This is a genomic window from Alcaligenes faecalis (assembly GCF_009497775.1).
Taxonomy (GTDB): Bacteria; Pseudomonadota; Gammaproteobacteria; order Burkholderiales; family Burkholderiaceae_B; genus Alcaligenes; species Alcaligenes faecalis_D.
Window position 1 is genome coordinate 1,762,207 of record NZ_CP031012.1, and the last position, 17,961, is coordinate 1,780,167.

The 17,961-nt window shown below is 55.9% G+C and carries 11 protein-coding genes and 2 pseudogenes; 4 read left to right on the forward strand and 9 right to left on the reverse strand.

The window, feature by feature from the left end; all coding sequences use genetic code 11:
- Positions 1-20: 20 nt before the first annotated feature.
- Positions 21-1,607 carry a glutamine-hydrolyzing GMP synthase gene (gene guaA / locus DUD43_RS08180; RefSeq protein WP_153229890.1) on the forward strand — a complete coding sequence of 529 codons (1,587 nt, stop codon included), beginning with the start codon at positions 21-23 and terminating at the stop codon, positions 1,605-1,607.
- Between the two features lie 234 nt (positions 1,608-1,841).
- Here guaA and DUD43_RS08185 read toward each other — a convergent pair whose 3' ends face one another.
- The 8 genes and pseudogenes from DUD43_RS08185 to DUD43_RS08220 form a co-directional block, all read right to left on the reverse strand.
- Complete coding sequence (locus DUD43_RS08185) at positions 1,842-3,827, reverse strand: DUF2075 domain-containing protein (RefSeq protein WP_228125937.1); 1,986 nt, start codon at positions 3,825-3,827, stop codon at positions 1,842-1,844.
- A 33-nt stretch (positions 3,828-3,860) separates the two neighbouring features.
- Positions 3,861-4,437: pseudogene (locus DUD43_RS08190) on the reverse strand (PIN domain-containing protein).
- Positions 4,434-4,556 (reverse strand): annotated as a pseudogene (locus DUD43_RS19370) (DNA-binding protein); the annotation flags it as partial. The pseudogenes DUD43_RS19370 and DUD43_RS08190, both read right to left, overlap by 4 nt.
- A gap of 70 nt (positions 4,557-4,626) precedes the next feature.
- The gene (locus DUD43_RS08200; protein ID WP_265588072.1) at positions 4,627-9,417 is read right to left on the reverse strand and encodes a DUF3320 domain-containing protein; all 4,791 of its coding nucleotides are present in this window, start codon (positions 9,415-9,417) and stop codon (positions 4,627-4,629) included.
- A 529-nt stretch (positions 9,418-9,946) separates the two neighbouring features.
- Complete coding sequence (gene hpaI / locus DUD43_RS08205) at positions 9,947-10,711, reverse strand: 4-hydroxy-2-oxoheptanedioate aldolase (RefSeq protein ID WP_153229891.1); 765 nt, start codon at positions 10,709-10,711, stop codon at positions 9,947-9,949.
- Positions 10,712-10,735: 24 nt separating this feature from the next.
- Positions 10,736-11,539, reverse strand: coding sequence for a 2-oxo-hept-4-ene-1,7-dioate hydratase (hpaH, locus tag DUD43_RS08210; protein ID WP_153229892.1), 804 nt, complete (start codon positions 11,537-11,539; stop codon positions 10,736-10,738).
- On the reverse strand, positions 11,523-12,233 hold the full coding sequence (locus tag DUD43_RS08215; protein WP_153229893.1) for a flavin reductase family protein: 711 nt from the start codon (positions 12,231-12,233) through the stop codon (positions 11,523-11,525). Before DUD43_RS08215 ends, hpaH begins: the two co-directional genes overlap by 17 nt.
- Before the next feature lie 24 nt (positions 12,234-12,257).
- Positions 12,258-12,710 (reverse strand): VOC family protein, encoded by a 453-nt coding sequence (locus DUD43_RS08220; protein ID WP_045931546.1) that lies wholly within the window; start codon positions 12,708-12,710, stop codon positions 12,258-12,260.
- 157 nt (positions 12,711-12,867) lie between these two features.
- On the opposite strand from DUD43_RS08220, the gene DUD43_RS08225 reads away from it, so the two are divergent.
- The gene (locus tag DUD43_RS08225; protein ID WP_153229894.1) at positions 12,868-13,434 is read left to right on the forward strand and encodes a MarR family winged helix-turn-helix transcriptional regulator; all 567 of its coding nucleotides are present in this window, start codon (positions 12,868-12,870) and stop codon (positions 13,432-13,434) included.
- Here DUD43_RS08225 and DUD43_RS08230 read toward each other — a convergent pair.
- Positions 13,431-14,339: a LysR family transcriptional regulator gene (locus DUD43_RS08230; RefSeq protein ID WP_153229895.1), complete on the reverse strand. Its 909-nt coding sequence runs from the start codon at positions 14,337-14,339 to the stop codon at positions 13,431-13,433. The two genes, DUD43_RS08225 and DUD43_RS08230, sit on opposite strands and share 4 nt — an antisense overlap.
- Positions 14,340-14,450: 111 nt before the next feature.
- Here DUD43_RS08230 and metE point away from each other — a divergent pair, with 111 nt between their 5' ends.
- The gene (gene metE / locus DUD43_RS08235; protein ID WP_153229896.1) at positions 14,451-16,742 is read left to right on the forward strand and encodes a 5-methyltetrahydropteroyltriglutamate--homocysteine S-methyltransferase; all 2,292 of its coding nucleotides are present in this window, start codon (positions 14,451-14,453) and stop codon (positions 16,740-16,742) included.
- 238 nt (positions 16,743-16,980) lie between these two features.
- Positions 16,981-17,958: a DUF1852 domain-containing protein gene (locus tag DUD43_RS08240; RefSeq protein ID WP_153229897.1), complete on the forward strand. Its 978-nt coding sequence runs from the start codon at positions 16,981-16,983 to the stop codon at positions 17,956-17,958.
- Positions 17,959-17,961: the final 3 nt, after the last annotated feature.

The following is a 17,961-nucleotide window of genomic DNA, read 5'->3' on the forward strand; positions in this document are numbered from 1 at the left end:
ATTATTGGCTCGATACTTTCATGCACCAGCGAATTCTGATTCTTGATTACGGCTCCCAGGTCACCCAGCTTATTGCGCGTCGCGTACGCGAAGCCGGTGCGTACTGTGAAATTCACCCCGGTGATGTCAGCGATGAATTCATCCGTTCCCAAGAAGGCCTGAAAGGGATCATTCTGTCGGGCAGCCACGCGTCGGTCTACGCCGAAGACGCTCTGCAAGTTCCCGCCGCTGCTTTTGAAGCCGGCGTACCCGTTCTGGGCATTTGCTACGGCATGCAAGCCATGGCCCGCCAACTGGGCGGTGTGACCGAAGGCTCCGACAAGCGCGAGTTTGGTTACGCTGAAGTGCGCGCCCACGGCCACACCAAGCTGCTGGACGGTATCCAGGATTTCGCCACGGCAGAAGGCCACGGCATGCTCAAAGTCTGGATGAGCCACGGCGACAAAGTTACCGCGCTGCCTCCCGGCTTCAAGCTGATGGCTTCCACGCCCACATGCCCCATTGCCGGTATGGCCGATGAAGATCGCGGCTTCTACGCGGTTCAGTTCCACCCTGAAGTTACTCACACTGTCCAAGGCGGCGCCTTGTTCGAACGCTTTGTGCGCGACATCTGCGGTTGCGTGGGTGATTGGAACATGCCTGACTACGTGGAAGAGGCTATCTCCAATATCCGCGAACAAGTCGGTGACGAAGAAGTTATTCTGGCCTTGTCCGGTGGTGTGGATTCCTCGGTTGCTGCCGCTCTGATCCACCAGGCTATCGGTGACAAGCTGACCTGCGTATTCGTGGACCACGGCCTGCTGCGTCTGAACGAAGCCCAGCAAGTCATGAGCACCTTCGCTGACAATATGGGTTTGAAGATCATCCATATCGACGCATCCGACCGCTTCCTGGGCAAACTGGCCGGTGTTACCGATCCAGAAGCCAAGCGCAAGATCATCGGCCGTGAATTCGTGGAAATCTTCCAGGAAGAAGCCGCCAAGCTCAGCAACGCCCGCTGGTTGGCTCAAGGCACAATCTACCCGGACGTAATTGAATCCGCCGCCGCCAAATCCGGCAAAGCCACTGGCATCAAATCCCACCACAACGTGGGCGGCCTGCCAGACACGCTGAACCTGAAACTGCTGGAACCCCTGCGCGAACTGTTCAAGGACGAAGTGCGCAAACTGGGCGTAGCCCTGGGCTTGCCGCCAGCAATGGTCTACCGTCACCCCTTCCCAGGCCCAGGCTTGGGTGTCCGTATCCTGGGTGAAATCAAGCGTGAATACGCAGACCTGCTGCGCCAAGCTGATGCCATCTTTATCGAAGAGCTGCGTAACACGGTCGACGAAGAAACTGGCAAGAACTGGTACGACCTGACTTCCCAGGCCTTCACCGTCTTCCTGCCTGTGAAGAGCGTGGGCGTGATGGGCGATGCACGTACCTATGAGTACGTTGTTGCTATGCGAGCAGTGCAGACCACCGACTTCATGACGGCTGACTGGGCGGAACTGCCATACTCGTTGTTGAAGCGTACCTCTGGCCGCATCATTAACGAAGTGCGTGGCATCAACCGTGTGACGTATGACGTAAGCAGCAAGCCGCCAGCGACGATTGAGTGGGAGTGAGGGCTATTTTCTAATTTATTGATTTAATTCAATAAAATTGAATGCCATTGATGATGTTGCTTACATCGTCAATGGCATTTTTCATGGTGTTTGGATGGGAGCGCCATTGAAAAAATACCGATACCATGACCAAGTGAATAATGCCGGCATGGTATTGGAAGAGCTCCCACACATCGGTTACCTTTGGGAGTTGCCGAATGCCAGGCGCCGGAGAGACCTAAACGGTGGCTGTAGTTAACTTGCAGCAAGTCTCAACCGCGGCGCGAGATCCGAATTTATTCTCTCCAAATCCTCGAACCCACAATCTTTCAGGAAGGCATAGGTGGCCTGGTAAATCGTGGGCGTTCGTGTCGCATCCTCACTAGAGCCTTCGGGCACGAAAACCACCATGCCCTGTCTGCCGCGGGTCAACAGCACGCGATAGGCATTGGCCACATATGTCTTGCGTGCTTCGTTATTTACAGCTTGCCATCGCGTGCCCTTGAATTGTAGGGCGAGCCATTGATCTCCCGCACGTCGGTAATTGGCGTCCCAGCACAGACAAGTCCAATCCAATTCCAGGCCCTGAATGTCGAACTCTGTGGCGACATCTTCAAGCGCATCAGACGATCGCACGTCATCGTCCGGAGCCAAGAACCATTTGGCAGGCTCTATCTTGGCTTTCACAAACACTCCATACGGCTTGAGACGGGCTGCATTGGATGAGGCCAGCAAGCCGGTCCGTTCAGCGCCACGACGTTTGGAACGAAGCCACTGCCTCGCGTGTTCAAGGTCCCGTGTGATGTAGAGAGGAAAATTAGTTAGCGTGTTTTTGACTTCTCGTGCGGCAGTTGCATCGCCATCGATCACATAACCAACAAAATCAGATAAGCGCTCGGCGCGAAAGGATCGTAGCGAAGTGGCCAAATGCAGCGCGGGTGCGGTAACGCCTTCAGTGAGCCGGCATGAATGAACGAGACTGTTGGGAGTGTGTGCTTGCCAATGTGGAAAGCTCCGCTCCAGTGCGCGGAGCCATTCTTCAATACCAGCTTCACCGGTGTTGATTTCTTGACCATTACCCACGAGGCAGATGATCGCGCACCAGTCTTGGTGCCGATCCATCACCGAAAGCAGGAATTCCGGTTCAGACATGGAAAAACCAAGCTGGCCCTTCTTCTGCTGCATGAACTTTGATGTCTGTTCAGCATTCCAAGCGCGCTGAGCCTCGTCAAACACAGCGACCTTCTCTACCGGGGCATCTTGAGAGATGAGTGCATCGTCGCGAAAGTGGTGGATGTTTTGGATGAAGGCGGCGGCACGGCGATCCTCTTGCACCTTGGTCGTGCTGGTACCGGTTTCACGTGCCCTTGCTACGGCATCCACGGCTAACGCCTCGCGCAAGACATCCACCAAGGGGCCATTTCCCGAAAGGAAAACGGCATGCTCATCGCTATGGGCGCGTTGGCGTGCTGTGGCGAGATTGAGGCCTGCTAGTGTCTTACCGGAGCCTGGGACGCCAGTGATGAAACAGATAATTTTGCGTTTGTTTCGCTTCGCTGCTTCGATCGCATTAGCCACATAATCGGCGGTGTTTGTAAGATTTTTGGCCCCAGCCTCGGAACGAGAAATTTCTTCAACGGCATGTCCCTGATACAGTGCTTGGGCAGCCTCTACGATGGTTGGCGTCGGGCGATACCGCCCAGCTTCCCAAGCCGCAACATCAATCGGGGAGTTATTCCAGGTGCGAGACAGATGGTGTATGGCTTGCAGAAGGCCTGCGGCATTTACGCCTATTGGTCGTGCAAGGCCATCGTCATCCCATTGCACGTGCAGATCATCATTAAGCGGCGCATGGGTGGCGACCAAAATTGGTACGATCGGCAGGCTATGGCTGGTTTCGTGGAAATGCTTGAGATCTAGGCCATAACCATAGACTTGGTTCAGGCTAGAGCGATCAAATTGGCTCGCGCCGAGTTTGTACTCGATCATAAACACGATGCCATTGGTCAGCAAGATCAGGTCAGCCCGACGCCCCATACGAGGGATTAGAAACTCCATGAAGGCATGGGCATCGGGTAATTCTCGCGCTAGTGCGCGTAGGTGTTGGATCTGGTAATTCCACGCGGCGCGCTGCGCGGGCTCCAGTGCGAAGGGCAAATGTGAAGCCAGGCGACCGAAGAGTTCGGCATTGCTGAGAGTGGCTACATCGTGGGCACGCAAGGAGAGGTAAGCGCGGTTCATCGACTATCCCTGACGGAGTGAGGATTTTTCAAGTTAGAGAGTGGCACGATAAGTCGCCAAAGCTTTGTTTGTCTGAACTAATCCCTGCCGAAACAAGATTATCCAGATAACGATCAACGTCAATAGGCGGGTTCTTGAGTTGTGCCCGCTGGCGCTGCGCCGCGGATACTACCGCTGCGGCGTCAAGATCGAAGAGATTCTCTACAAACTCGTCGGGATGTTGAGATTCCACTCCGTAGGAAGCGAGTACATTTGCCGGAAAATCTTTCTGGTTGAAGGTTACGATCACACTGGCGTTGCAGCGGATGGCCGCGGCCAGAATATGGCGGTCGTCGGGATCGGGCAGAGTCAGCCCAGCGATGAGATCTTCATACTCATCCACCAAGCCATCGGGGGTTGCGCGATCCATCAAGTCTGAAGTGCGGTCTACCTGAGAACGTGTCAGATCGGGCCTGTTGAGCAGTAGATTGCGTTTCCGCTCCTCATGCATGTCGCGACTCCAGCGGGCACGGAATCGCCCTGACAGCCCTAGCCACATTAGAAAGTCACGAAGTGGCGCAGGATAGAGAACGCAGGCATCGAATATGGCGGTGAAGGGCGAGTGCCTCATTCGTACCCCATGCCTGATTCCTGTGCCTGACATCTGAGTTCGGCCATAGCTTCTTCGCTAGCGCGGTCGCGTGCCTCTTTGTATTGCATCCGGTCCGCGAAGCGCACTCGGCGGTATTCTCTTCGCTTGGTGGAACGGCTGCATTGGACGGATATACTACGCCGTGCTTTACGCTCAGTCCTCAAGTCTTCAAGTGGCGTCTGTTTTATCCATGGCTGCTACGCGTCCGTCTTCCGCCTTTCTTAGCGCCTCAGAGGATAGTAGAACACTCAGTTGGGTTTCAATCTGCGCGGTGATGTTTGCTGTAGCCCGGCCGAAGCCAAGCGCCTTGGTGACTTCCGCAACGAGATCAGTAGTGTTAATGGAGAAGGCCACTTCAACGGTCTTAAGCAGCGCTGTGCGGACTTCCTCTGGTGCGATCAGTTCGATCTTGCGTTCAGCCGGAGGCAGGAGTGATCGGCTTCGCACGGGGATGGATTCATTGCCGTTGCACTGGCCTGGACGAAGCACAAATCCGTTGTGCTGCACCCATCCATATTTACGCGCAGTCGTGTCCACGGCGTCTTTCACCCGTGCTGCCACGCGCGCGCCTGCACGACTTACGCCATAGGCGGTCATCAGCCTGCGGGTCACCACGTCGACGTGAACAGGGGCTTCGATGTCTACAGTCTGCTTCACTAGGTCGCGGAGCACATGCAATGGTGCTGATACGATGTCGCTGCCGTGTTGCGAGGGAAGGGCCGTGGTGGTGTAGGGAATAATATGGTCAGGGCCGCTAGGCTGATCCTCATCGTCCCGTGTCAGAGTCGCCAGCGCAGTATGCTCGCGCGTGGCGTTGTCTGGCACGAGCTCAGGCTGCGTGGCCGCTCGCTCTTCCAGAGCCAGACGTGCGGCCTCGATTGCTTCGATCACACGATCCGTCTCATGCGCGGCATTCCGGAACCAGTCTGTGCTCCAGATCCGATGGAATCGCCAGCCCAGTCCTTCGAGCACACCCTGGCGTAGACGGTCGCGGTCGCGAGCGGACTTCGCGCTGTGGTATGCTGCGCCGTCGCACTCGATGGCCAGTACATAGCGCCCGGGCATCTCTGGGTCTCTCACGGCAAGATCGATAAAGTAACCGGCTGTGCCAACCTGGGGCTCTACGCTGTAGCCCCGGTCTTGCAGTGCGCGTAGCACTTGGTTCTCAAAGGGAGAGTCGGTGGCTTTGCCGGTTTCGACGCTCACTGTGAGTTCGCGTGTCTCGGCATAGGTGAGTAGGTTCTTGAGCGCCCGCACGCCGTGTTTGGCATTGGCGTCCAGCTCGAGCTCGTCTCCGCGGAAGTTGCTGAATACGGTCATAGCCATCTTCGCCCGCGTGATCAGCACGTTCAGGCGACGGTGTCCGCCATCGCGGTTCAGGGGGCCAAATTCTTTGGCGATGCGACCCGATTCGTTGCGTCCGTAGCCAATGCTGATGAACATGGCATCGCGCTCGTCACCTTGAATGTTCTCTAGGTTCTTCACGAAGAAAGGTTCGCTGGGGTGGGAGGTGAAGAAGGGCTCCGTCTCCGGATGCGACTTGCGCAGGCGCTCCAGCTCTTCTTCGATTCGGTCGCGCTGCGCCACACTGAAGGCGGCTACTCCGAGTGACAGGTGAGGTGTGGTGCGAGCATGGTGTAGCACGGCTTCTGCCACGGCCTGTGCTTCTCCCGGATTGCTGCGCGTCTTGCCGCGGTCGTACAGGGCGTCTGGCAGATGCCGTAACGAAATGCCCGTGGCATGTGGCGTCTGCCCAGCCGCTGGGAACACGACTAGTTTACTGTCGTAAAACTCGACGTTGGACACCGCGATGAGCGACTCATGGCGGCTGCGGTAGTGCCACCGGAGGTAGCGCTCGTTACAACCTTTGGCCTTAAAAAGGCTGAGAATACTCTCCATGTCGGCCGTCTCGGTCTCGTCCTCTTGATCTAGGTCGCGACTGAAGAAGTCCGTTGGTGGCATCTGGCGGGTGTCGCCCACAACAATCACCTGCTTGCCACGTAGGATCGCACCCAGAGCATCCACCGCCTTCACTTGCGAGGCTTCGTCAAAGATCACCACGTCAAAGTCCACTTTTGCTGGCGGCAAAAAGTTCGCGATGGACATGGGGCTCATCATAAACACTGGCTTGACCTGCTGGATGGCCCGGCCGGCTCGGTCAATCAGTTGGCGGATCGGGAGATGCTTGCGCTTCTTGTTGATCTCGGTCCGTAACACGGCCATCTCGCCGGGCTGATTGATGTGAGGCTTGCGCTGCCAGATGGCGGTAGCGAGGCGCGTTTGCGCATGATCGATGGAGGCAAGATCTAGGCTGCGGAATCGCTGGATGCGGTGCTCATGCTCCAGCCGGTCGAAGCGGGCAAGAATGGGCAGGTCTTTGTAGGCGCGCTGTACTAAGCTGTCATACCAAGTGATATCGAGCAGGGGGACCAGGGTGTCTGACTGATCGCTGTCACGGGCAGCCGCCAGCATTATCTGCAGGCCAGCAGCGTTGAATTCCTCGGCTAGGGCATTGAAGCGCGCCATCTGATGCAGGTGCGGCAGTTGCTTGCGCCACTGTTGGAGTTGCTCAGCAAGCTGCTGCAGTGGATACTCGCCCCAGTTCGATGCAGGCAGCGCGAGTGCTTGTGTGGCAGCTTCGACAGCCGACGTGAGTGTCCTGACGTTTGCTTGAGTGGCTACGGCCATGTCGCCAAGCCCGCTTGCATCCTGATGCCCGGACAGGAAGTCCATAATCCCCTGTGGCATGTCACCCTTGCCGACTTCGTCATGTAGGGCAATCACCCACTGTGAAATGCGGTCGAGGACAGCCCAGTCTGAGCGGTCGGCTTGCCATTGTGCGCCAAAAAGGGCTTGCCCCAAGCTGGCATGTGCCTCGTAAGTCTGACGATGACGTTGATAGGCCAGGACGCTGTCGGCAATTGCCACCAGTTGCGCTGGCTCGTCAGGGAGCCCGCCTCTCGCCAGTCCTTGAAGTGTGCGCTTGGCTGTGCGCCACTCGCCGGATATGCCGCGCCACCACTTGGAGCCCATGCGAGCCAAGCTCTGCCGTGTTGTTAGGAGGTCTTGTTCCCAGGCTGCTTCGATCAGCACCCCATCCCATTGTGCTCGCTCGGTGCTCATGCCTGCGCCGGCCTCTGTCAGTGCCTTGAGGGTGTCGCGTCGAGCTTGCCAGTCGCCGGTAGAGAGTTGGACCCCGGTGAGCTTGGGCGCTTCGGCTGCACGCTTAGCTGCGCGGCACACTACATCAACGTCGTGAAGACTGGCGGGGGCTGTCAACTGAAGTCGTTCCGAGAGCGCATTAGCCGATGCTAGTAAGGCGTCCAGCGCCGTAACACCGCGGGTCAATGCCTCGCTGGCACGATTCTCTTCGACGGGCGTGAATACGGTGTGTTGGCTCCCCCACAGTGCGCTTGCTGTGGGCCGACCTAGGATGCTAAGGGTTCGCGCCATGCTGTCGACTAGCTCCCCAGCGTCCGAATGGTCCTGTTCAGTCCAATCAGCTATCGCGGGTACTGGCAAGGGAGGCAGATCCGGGTACTGGCGCTTGAGTGCAAGGAGGCGACCCAGGACAGTCGAGAAGGGCATCTGGGTTTGACCCACTGTGGTTGCGACAGCCTCGCAGTAGGCATTCAGCTCGTCCTGCACGCGTCGTAATTGCTGGAGATCGCGCTCGCCACTCTCTACGACCGGTCGGCCTTGCTCTAGTGATCGTCGAAGTTCCTGCAGGACCGCCGTCTTGGTGGCTCTATGGCTGTGTAGTTCCAGTACAGCATCGCCCAGATGACATTCATCCAGGCGACGCTTCACGACTTCCAGGGCTGCCATCTTTTCGGCCACGAACAACACAGTCTTGTTCTGCCCGATCAGCTCGGCGATTAGATTGGTGATGGTCTGCGATTTGCCTGTACCAGGGGGGCCCTGGATGATGAGGTTGCTTCCTGCTCGCACCTCCAGGATGGCTTGTGTCTGGCTGCTGTCTGCGTCCTTGACAAAGTGGACTTCGCCAGGGGCGATGACGTTATCGATGTGCACGTCATCGTCATAGGCGGTCGGATCGCCACCGAACCCCTCGCCGATCAGGCGCTGTAGCACTGGATGCTCGCTCGGCTGCATGTCTTGCGGCCATGTGTCTGGGTCAAGGTCCTTGTACATTAGGAACTTACCGAACGAGAAAAAGCCCAGCACTACGTCGTCGCTCTTTACGCGCCAGTGCGGTTGCCGCGCCACGGCTTTCTCGACGTCTGCCAGGTACTGCATCCAGCTCGCAGCATCACCGTCGTCGTCAGTCTCTGGTACGGGTAACGTGATACCGAAATCCGTGCGCAATTTGGCTGCCAGGGACATGTTCACTTGAACGTCGTCGCCGGTAGGCTCCAGATGGAACAGCTCCAGTGCCGATCTCCGCACTAGTGTGCATGGCACGAGGATCAGAGGTGCGCGCCTAGCCTCTTCGGACGATTCGTTTTCGTACCAGTGGAGAAAGCCAATAGCCAGAAATAGCAGATTCGCTCCTTGCTCTTCGACAAAGGCCTGGGCGTCTGCGCGCACTTTTAGGAGTTGGAGGGAGAGAGCGTCCTCTGATGAGGCCACGACCAGTTCGTTGGGCCGCATTTTGTTGGAGGTTTCAGGCGCCTGAATATTCTCCGGGACGGCGACCGCAGCGTTGAGCGGCGCCTCTGCACCACTTGTAAAAGAAGTCTCGGCGGACCTGGTTTTTAGAGTGTTGGCAGGAGGTTCGGTTGGCGCTAGGGCTTTGGAAGGATGGTTGTGTGCACCATCGGGAGTCGTGACAGGGCCCTTCGCGGCGACGCGAGGAGCCCCGATGGCACGAAAGCTTAGGGGTTTCTGTGCGTTGATCAGGACCTGCAGAAGTGTTTCTGCCTTGGCCTGCTGTACCGCGATGTTCCGAGCGTTCTTCCTAAAGTTGATTAGGTTGTTGCGTAGTCCGATGTCCAAGAGTTCCTGCCGACTCTGCAGGAGTTTATCGTGTACGAGGGTAGGCAGAGTGTCGTTGGACGGCATGGGCAACAGGAAACGAAGAGCGACAAGAACCGGAGGGCGCGTTGACGGTCCGGAAGAGGATAGGTTGTAAATACTACAATACGTAACGCAAGACAAGTGGTTAAATGTCTTATTTATACGAATCATGGCTAGCGATTGTTGGATTCTCACATCACGGAGCAGCTCTGTATAGCAACGTGACTAGTCGAATTTCTGTGCATCGAACTACGTACTAGCCGCAAATATTGCGAGCCTCACCGATAACGAGTTGGCCCGGTGACTTTTCCTGAATTACGTTGATACTTCTTTCTATCAATAGAAAGTAAGGTGGGACAAGGAGTCTGACGTAGCTAACGCGGCTACAGCCTGGTTAAGTGAGCATGGCTTTGCGTGCACCTCGCCCCGGTTCCTTGATCCGTCCAATCAACGATAGTCCGATTCACGTCTCTCACCTTCTTTGACCTAGGTGCCCGAAGGAGGGTATTTACGCAATATCTCGAAACGCCTCCCGCAAAGCCCGTGCACCATTCGACAACACTCCGACATCAGACCCCACTGCGACAAACACGGCCCCCAGTTGCAAGTAAGTGCGAGCCATAGCCAAGTCACCGCTGAGAATACCCGCCGCTTTACCGGCTTTACGAATCTCGCCGATGGCGGTGGCTATTGCCTGTTGCACTTGAGGGTGTCCAGGATTACCCAAATGGCCCATTGACGCTGCCAGGTCAGCCGGGCCGAGGAACACGCCATCGACGCCGCTGACCCGTGCAATCTCAGGCAGGGCCAACAGTCCCGCCATGCTTTCAACCTGCACCAGCGTACAAATCTGAGTGTCAGCATGGGCCAGGTAATCGGGTATTTGTTGCCAGCGTGAGGCTCGCGCCAAGGCTGCTCCGACCCCGCGCACCCCAACTGGTGGGTAGCGTGTTGCGGCAACGATGCGTTTGGCCTGTTCGGCGCTTTCTACCATCGGAATGAGCAGGGTTTGGACCCCCAGATCAAGTAAGCGTTTGATCTCTACGGTGTCATCACTAGCGGCGCGGACAACCGCGTGTGCCGATGTGCCCGCCAGGGCTTGCAGTTGCGCCAGGGTTGAGGGCACGGTGTTGGGGGCGTGTTCGTTGTCGATAACCAGCCAGTCGTATCCGGTACCGGCGAGTAATTCGGCGGTGTAAGCGTTGGCCAGGCCCATCCATAGGCCAATTACCGGATCGTTCTTGCCAAGCGCTTGTTTGAAGGTGTTATGCATAGCTAAATCTTGGTGAGTAAAGGATCAGACGAAGTGGCAGCCGACGCTGCCCAGTGGTCCGAAGTCCGCATGAAAGGTGTCGCCGCTGTTGGCGTGCACTGGACGCGTGAAAGAGCCTGAAAGCACGATGTGTCCCGGTTCGAGGCCACTGTCGAATGCAGCCAGGCGATGACATAGCCATGCAACACCATTGGCAGGGTGGTTAAGGACACCCGCTGACAGGCCCGTCTCCTCGATGACGCCATTACGCATCAACAGTGCACCCACCCAACGTAAGTCCAGATCATCCACACGCACTGGACGCCCACCGAGGATCACTCCGGCATTCGCCGCATTGTCAGCTATGGTGTCGACCACTCGACGTGGCCGCTTGGTTTCTCGGTCCAGCTGTTCGGAGCGCGCATCAATGATTTCCAGTGCAGGCATCACGTAGCGGGTGGCGTCCAGCACATCTAACAGTGTTACCTGCTCGCCAGCCAAGCGGCGGTTAAGGATGAAGGCTAGTTCCACTTCTACCCTGGGAAGGATTAACTGATCGCGTTGGATTTCACTACCATCGCCCCAGAGCATGTCATCAAGCAGCACGCCGTAGTCTGGCTCATCAATCTGTGAAGCCATTTGCATCGCCCGCGAAGTCAGGCCGATTTTGTGGCCGATGATTCGCTGACCACGGGCAAGCTTCATCTGTACCCAGGCATGCTGGATGGCATAAGCATCGGTGATGCTCATCTCGGGATAGCTCAGCGAAATCTGACGTATCTGCTCGCGAGAGCGCTCGGCCTTATCCAGGTATTCGGCGCTTTGGCGCACTTCAATTGCATTCAACATCTTGGCCTCCGGGGTTTGTCGGGGCTGGGGCTTGCCAGTTCAACAGCTGCTGCGCCTGTCCCTGATTCTTCAGGGCCTGCCATTGCTGGGGAGAGGGCGTGGAAAGCTGGAAATCGGCTGATACTTTGCAGTACCAGCCCGGACTGTGAAGACGTCCGATCAAAGCCATTGGCAATGGGTCGATGAACATTTTGCTGACGTCGGTAACGGCCTCGTCGCATAGGTGTACGCCGACGATGTCTGCGAGTACAAAGGTGCGTATACCGTCAATATCAATCAGCTGGCGCACCTTGCACTCCATCGAGCATGGGCTCGATCCGATTCTTGGCACGGCCACCTGCTGGCTTGGGATCATTTCAAGTCCCGCCTCTTGGGCTTCATTCAAGGTGGCATCAAAGTCTATAGAGGTGATGGTCATGCGCCCGGCCATGTTTTCCGAGACCAGATTGACTACAAATTCGCCTTGGTCGACGATGTTGCGTGCTGTGTCCTTGGGTTCACCTGCGCGCGAACCGATGCAAAGACACAGCAACGGGGGATCCCCGGACATCACATTGAAAAACGAAAATGGTGCGACGTTGACCGCACCCGAAGCACTGCACGAACTTACCCATGCAATAGGCCGGGGAATTACCGTGGAGTGCACCAGCTTGCTACGTTGCGAGCTGCTTAAAGCCTTCATATCGAAATACATGTCTCACTCCTGCTAGCTATACATTTAGCGATTGGCGCTTGGGCCCGGCTGCTGCTCATCGACGGCGACACCCGCGCGACGAGCCGTGGCCTGGTGCAGCTCGATCAGGTTTCCTGCAGGATCACGCAGGAACAACTGTTTCAGATTGGGAGAGGCGACATTGTCCAAGGTGAAGTACTCGATGCCTTGCTCCACCAGTTCTTGTTCGGCGGCGAGTATGTCCTCGACGGCAAGGGCGAAGTGATTCGAGACCGGGTCCTGATCTGGTCCTTTGGCGTACTGGGAAACACCTTCGCAGCCAAGAATATGCAGTTGGGTGCCATTGGGCAGGTTGAACCACGAACCGTAAATGCCGGGAATCTTCCAGCGAGACGGGTCTTGTGGCAAAGCCAACACGTTGCGATAGAAATCAAGCATGGCATCGGCCTGTGCATGATTGACGCCGAAACCAACGTGGTGCAATTCAATTACTTTCATGGTGTATGGGCTCCTTCGGGATTTTTTAATTCAGGCTTGGCCTTTGATTGTGGTGAAGCAATGGAAATATAGTACGACTGTCGTATTATACGCAAGTGGTACTATTTCTATGCGCTATGATTTCCCACCTTCCCTTTGGTATTGAGCTTGACCCATCATGCAACGGTCCGAAACATCTGCTTCTACGTCATCTTTCACGGCTCTTAAGGCAGTACGCCCTCACTTGGAGCTGATGCGCGCTAGTGCAGCCGAAAACACTAACCCAAGCCGTGCAGGGCTAGGCTTGTTGATGCTGTGGCTATGCGACGATATTGAGCAGTGCGCTAACACCCGTCTTGCGCCGTTCGGCCTGTCAGAGAACAAATTCGATGTATTGATGTTTTTCAGCCTGGCAGAGCGGGGATTGGTGGAGAGCCAGGCGATCACTCCGTCCAACATCGCGGAGTATTTCGGTGTGACGCGCTCCACAGTGACATCCTTGCTGGACTGGCTGGAAAAACGCGATCTGCTGCGCCGCAAGTTAAGTACCGAGGACCGACGCAGTTTTGCCTTGGAGTTAACGGATGAGGGCCGTAAGTTGGTGGACGAAGCGCTGCCAGCGTTTTGGCAGATGTGTGAATCGCTGACCAGCAGTTTGGATGAAGCGGAATGCCAGGTGCTACAAAAGCTGCTCGCCAAACTCTGGATGCAGCTCAAGTCCGGCGCTAAAACGGGCCGTCGTTAGGTAAGGCTTGGTCCTGTATTCGGCCCGGACCCCCGAGCCAGCTCCATAAACGCCTGCAGATAATCAATCACCGTTTCCGTCTCCCTCATCCCCAGGAAGATCTGCTTGGCGATGCCGTGCTTGCCCAACCTCACCGGCACCACATCCAGCTTTTCCGCATACTCCTCCACCAACCATCGGGGTAGGGCGGCGACCCCACGTCCACTAGCCACCATCTGCATCATGATGTCCGTCGTCTCAATCGCCTTGTGGCGTCGGGGGGCAATGCCTGCGGGCAGCAGAAACTGGTTGTAGATATCCAGCCTGTCTATGTCCACCGGATAGGAGATCAGCACCTCCCGGTCCAGGTCCTTGGGTTTGGCATAGTCCACCTTGGCCAGTGCGTGAGCTTTATTGACCACCAACACCTGTTCGTAATCGAACACGGGCTCGAACTTCAGGCCTGGCTTGTAGAGCGGGTCTGGGGTGACCAGCAGATCAATTTCATAGCCAAACAGCGCGCCAATCCCGCCGAACTGGAATTTCTGCTTCACGTCTACATCCACGTCTGGCCAGGCACTGAGATACGGCGAGACGATCTTCAGCAGCCATTGATAGCAGGGGTGGCATTCCATGCCGATGCGCAGTGATCCTCGCTCGCCTTGGGCGAACTGGCCCAGGCGTTCTTCTGCCAGATCCAGCTGCGGCAGGACGCGGTTGGCGACGGCCAGCAGATACTGCCCAGCTTGAGTCAGTTGCAGGTTGCGGCCTTCGCGACGCCAGATTTCTGTGCCCAGTTGCTGCTCCAGTTTTCGCATGGTGTGGCTAAGGGCGGATTGGGTAACGTGCAGCACGGCAGCAGCGGCGGTCAGGGACCCTTGCTTGTCAACTTGCTGTACGACGGCCAGATGGATGCGCTCTAACATGATACGTGAATGATATTCATGGATTGGTGAGATAAGACCATTTTACTTCATTGATGCGGCTTCCTACAATGCAAGTCATTCTTTAATCCACTGGCCTATTGAGAGCAGCACATGACGACGATTCATAATCTTGGCTTTCCGCGCATTGGCGCCAAACGGGAACTGAAGTTCGCCTTGGAGTCTTACTGGAAGGGCGAATCTTCGCGTGACGAACTCAAGATGCTGGGTGCTCAACTGCGCCAGCGGCACTGGGAGAACCAGGCCGGTCTGGACCTGGTGCCCGTGGGTGATTTTTCTTTTTACGATCAGGTGCTGGATGCCAGCTTCTTGCTGGGCAACTTGCCCGAGCGTGTGCAGGGCTTTCATGGTGATGAGCTGGATAACTACTTCCGCGTAGCACGCGGTCGTTCGGCCAAAGGTCTGGAAGATCACAGCGCCTGCTGCGGTGGTGTGGCTGCTGGTGAAATGACCAAATGGTTCGACACCAACTATCACTACATCGTCCCCGAATTTACGGCTGACACCCAGTTCAAGCTGGACGCCTCGCGTTTGCTGGAGCAACTGGCTGAAGCCAAGGCTCAAGGCGTGAAAGCCAAGCCTGTGATTATTGGTCCCGTGACTTATCTGGCACTGGGCAAGGCCAAGGATGAATCCAACAAGCTGGCCTTGTTGGATCGCTTGCTGCCCGTGTATGTCCAATTGCTGGATACGCTGGCCAAAGCAGGCGTGGAGTGGGTGCAGATTGATGAGCCTATTCTGGTTACCGAACTGGATGCCGATTGGCAGCAAGCGTTCAAAACCGCTTATCAGCAACTGAAGGCTGCTGGCGTGAAGTTGCTGGTCGCGACTTACTTTGGTCAACTGCTGGAAAATGCCGCTTTGGCCGCCAGCTTGCCTGTCGCCGGTTTGCATGTGGATGCCATCAATGATCGTGATGGCGTGGATGCACTACTCAAGCTTTTGGGTGATGAGAAGGTCTTGTCCCTGGGCGTGATCAATGGTCGCAATATCTGGAAAACAGATTTGACCGCCGTGCTGGACTGGGTTGAGCCCATCGCCAAGCAATTGGGCGACCGTTTGTGGATTGCTCCTTCCTGCTCGCTGCTGCACGTGCCAGTTGATCTGGATAGCGAACAAAAGCTGGATGCTGATGTGAAGTCCTGGTTGGCCTTTGCCTTGCAAAAGCTGGGCGAACTGCGCGTATTGGGCAAAGCCTTGAGCCAAGGTCGTGATGCCGTCAAGGCAGAGCTGGCCGAGAACCTGGCCGCTTTGACTGCCCGTCGTACCTCGCCCCGAGTGAACAATCCTGCTGTGAAAGCAGCGGTGGCTCGCATTTCGGCAGAGTTGGGCAAGCGCAAGAGCGTCTACGCACAGCGTGCGTCCAAGCAAGCTGAATTTCTGAAGTTGCCTGCATTCCCCACCACCACGATTGGTTCTTTCCCGCAAACGGTAGAAATCCGCCGTGCTCGTAGCGAGTTCAAGGCCGGTCGTCTGGACGAAAACAGCTACCAGGCCGCCATGCGTGCCGAGATTGAGCGCAGCGTGCGTGAGCAGGAAAAACTGGGTCTGGACGTGTTGGTGCACGGCGAAGCCGAGCGCAACGACATGGTCGAATACTTTGGTGAGCAACTGGACGGCTACGCATTCAGCCAATTCGGTTGGGTGCAGTCCTACGGTTCGCGCTGCGTGAAACCACCCATCCTGTTTGGTGACATCAGTCGTCCTCAAGCCATGACGGTGGAATGGATCACGTACGCCCAGTCGCTGACCCAAAAGCCCATGAAGGGCATGTTGACCGGCCCTGTGACGATTTTGAACTGGTCCTTTGTGCGTGATGATCAGCCTCGTTCGGCTTCTTGCCTGCAACTGGCGCTGGCCATTCGCGAAGAAGTGCTGGATCTGGAAAAGGCCGGCGTGCATGTAATTCAGATCGACGAAGCCGCCTTGCGCGAAGGTTTGCCACTGCGTAAATCGCAATGGCAGAGCTACCTGGACTGGGCCGTGGAAAGCTTCCGCATCACCGCCAATGGCGTGGGTGACGAGACGCAAATCCACACACACATGTGCTACTCGGAATTCAACGACATCATTTCTTCCATCGCTGATATGGATGCGGACGTGATCACCATTGAAACCAGCCGTTCGGATATGGAGTTGCTGGAAGCCTTCGAAAACTTCCAGTACCCCAACGAGATCGGCCCTGGCGTGTACGACATTCACTCGCCCAATATTCCGACCGAGCAGCACATTGTGAATTTGATGAAGAAAGCCGCCGAGCGCGTGCCAGCAGAACGTCTGTGGGTGAACCCCGACTGCGGTCTGAAGACACGCCAATGGGCTGAGGTGATTCCAGCTTTGACCAATATGGTGGCCGCAGCGAAAGCATTGCGGGCAAGTACCTGATCCGATCAGGACTGAGTTTGGCGGAAGGTCCCGGCCAAATGCCGGGACTTTTTTTGAGGGTGATTCAACACTGTTTTCTGGCTTCACCAGGAAGAAGAGAGCAAGCAGTACAGCCCGCAAAGCAGATCCGACAAACAGCGCGACATATACATAAATAAGATGAATTTATTTTTCCAGATCAGTGACTTGGCTGAAAATAAATTCGAGATTGAAATCAGAAATTAGGGCATACATAAAAATGAATAAAGAATTCGCGTTCAGCATCAAAAGCATCCGTTTTGATGAAAACTACCGTCCATCCGACAACACACGCATCACCACCAACTTTGCCAACCTGGCCCGTGGTGAAAGCCGTCAGCAGAACCTGCGCAATACCCTGAAGATGATCGACAATCGCTTCAACAATCTGGCCCATTGGGACAACCCGAATGGGGATCGTTACTCGGTTGAGCTGGATATTGTGTCTGTTGATATTGATGTGGAAGGCAATGGCTCTACCTTTCCTACCATCGAAATCCTGAAAACCAATATCGTTGACCACAAGGAAAACAAGCGCATTGAAGGGATTGTGGGCAACAACTTCTCTTCGTATGTGCGTGATTACGATTTCAGCGTGGTTTTGCTGGAGCACAACAAGAACAAAAATGGTTTCAGCGCCCCGGAAGGCTTTGGCGATTTGCACGGCAAGCTGTTCAAGTCTTTCGTGAACTCCACGCTGTATCAGGAAAACTTCAACAAATCCCCCGTGATTTGCCTGAGCGTGTCCAGCAGCAAGGTCTACCACCGTACAGGTAATCAGCATCCGGTATTGGGCGTTGAATACCAGCAAAACGAGTTTTCGCCTACTGACGAGTACTTCGCGAAAATGGGCCTGCAGGTTCGTTATTTCATGCCTCCAAATAGTGTGGCGCCTTTGGCTTTTTACTTCCGTGGCGATTTGCTCAGCGACTACACGAATCTGGAATTGATCAGTACCATCAGCACGATGGAGACATTCCAGAAAATCTATCGACCCGAGATTTACAATGCCAATTCGGCAGCAGGAATGCGCTATCAGCCCAGCCTGAAAAATGCGGATCACTCGGTCACACAAATTGTCTACGATCGTGAAGAACGTAGCCGTCTGGCGGTTGAGCAGGGCCGGTTTACCGAAGAAAGTTTTATCAAGCCATACAAAGTGATTCTTGATCAATGGGCAGCCAGTTACGCGCTTTGATTC

What these genes read in the sequence shown, in the direction of transcription:
- DUD43_RS08215 (WP_153229893.1), bottom strand. Translation starts at nt 12,233, where the DNA reads ATGTATTTCGATATGAAGGCTTTAAGCAGCTCGCAACGTAGCAAGCTG.
- DUD43_RS08240 (WP_153229897.1), top strand. Translation starts at nt 16,981, where the DNA reads ATGAATAAAGAATTCGCGTTCAGCATCAAAAGCATCCGTTTTGATGAA.
- DUD43_RS08185 (WP_228125937.1), bottom strand. Translation starts at nt 3,827, where the DNA reads ATGAACCGCGCTTACCTCTCCTTGCGTGCCCACGATGTAGCCACTCTC.
- guaA (WP_153229890.1), top strand. Translation starts at nt 21, where the DNA reads ATGCACCAGCGAATTCTGATTCTTGATTACGGCTCCCAGGTCACCCAG.
- hpaH (WP_153229892.1), bottom strand. Translation starts at nt 11,539, where the DNA reads ATGTTGAATGCAATTGAAGTGCGCCAAAGCGCCGAATACCTGGATAAG.
- metE (WP_153229896.1), top strand. Translation starts at nt 14,451, where the DNA reads ATGACGACGATTCATAATCTTGGCTTTCCGCGCATTGGCGCCAAACGG.
- DUD43_RS08220 (WP_045931546.1), bottom strand. Translation starts at nt 12,710, where the DNA reads ATGAAAGTAATTGAATTGCACCACGTTGGTTTCGGCGTCAATCATGCA.
- DUD43_RS08230 (WP_153229895.1), bottom strand. Translation starts at nt 14,339, where the DNA reads ATGTTAGAGCGCATCCATCTGGCCGTCGTACAGCAAGTTGACAAGCAA.
- DUD43_RS08225 (WP_153229894.1), top strand. Translation starts at nt 12,868, where the DNA reads ATGCAACGGTCCGAAACATCTGCTTCTACGTCATCTTTCACGGCTCTT.
- hpaI (WP_153229891.1), bottom strand. Translation starts at nt 10,711, where the DNA reads ATGCATAACACCTTCAAACAAGCGCTTGGCAAGAACGATCCGGTAATT.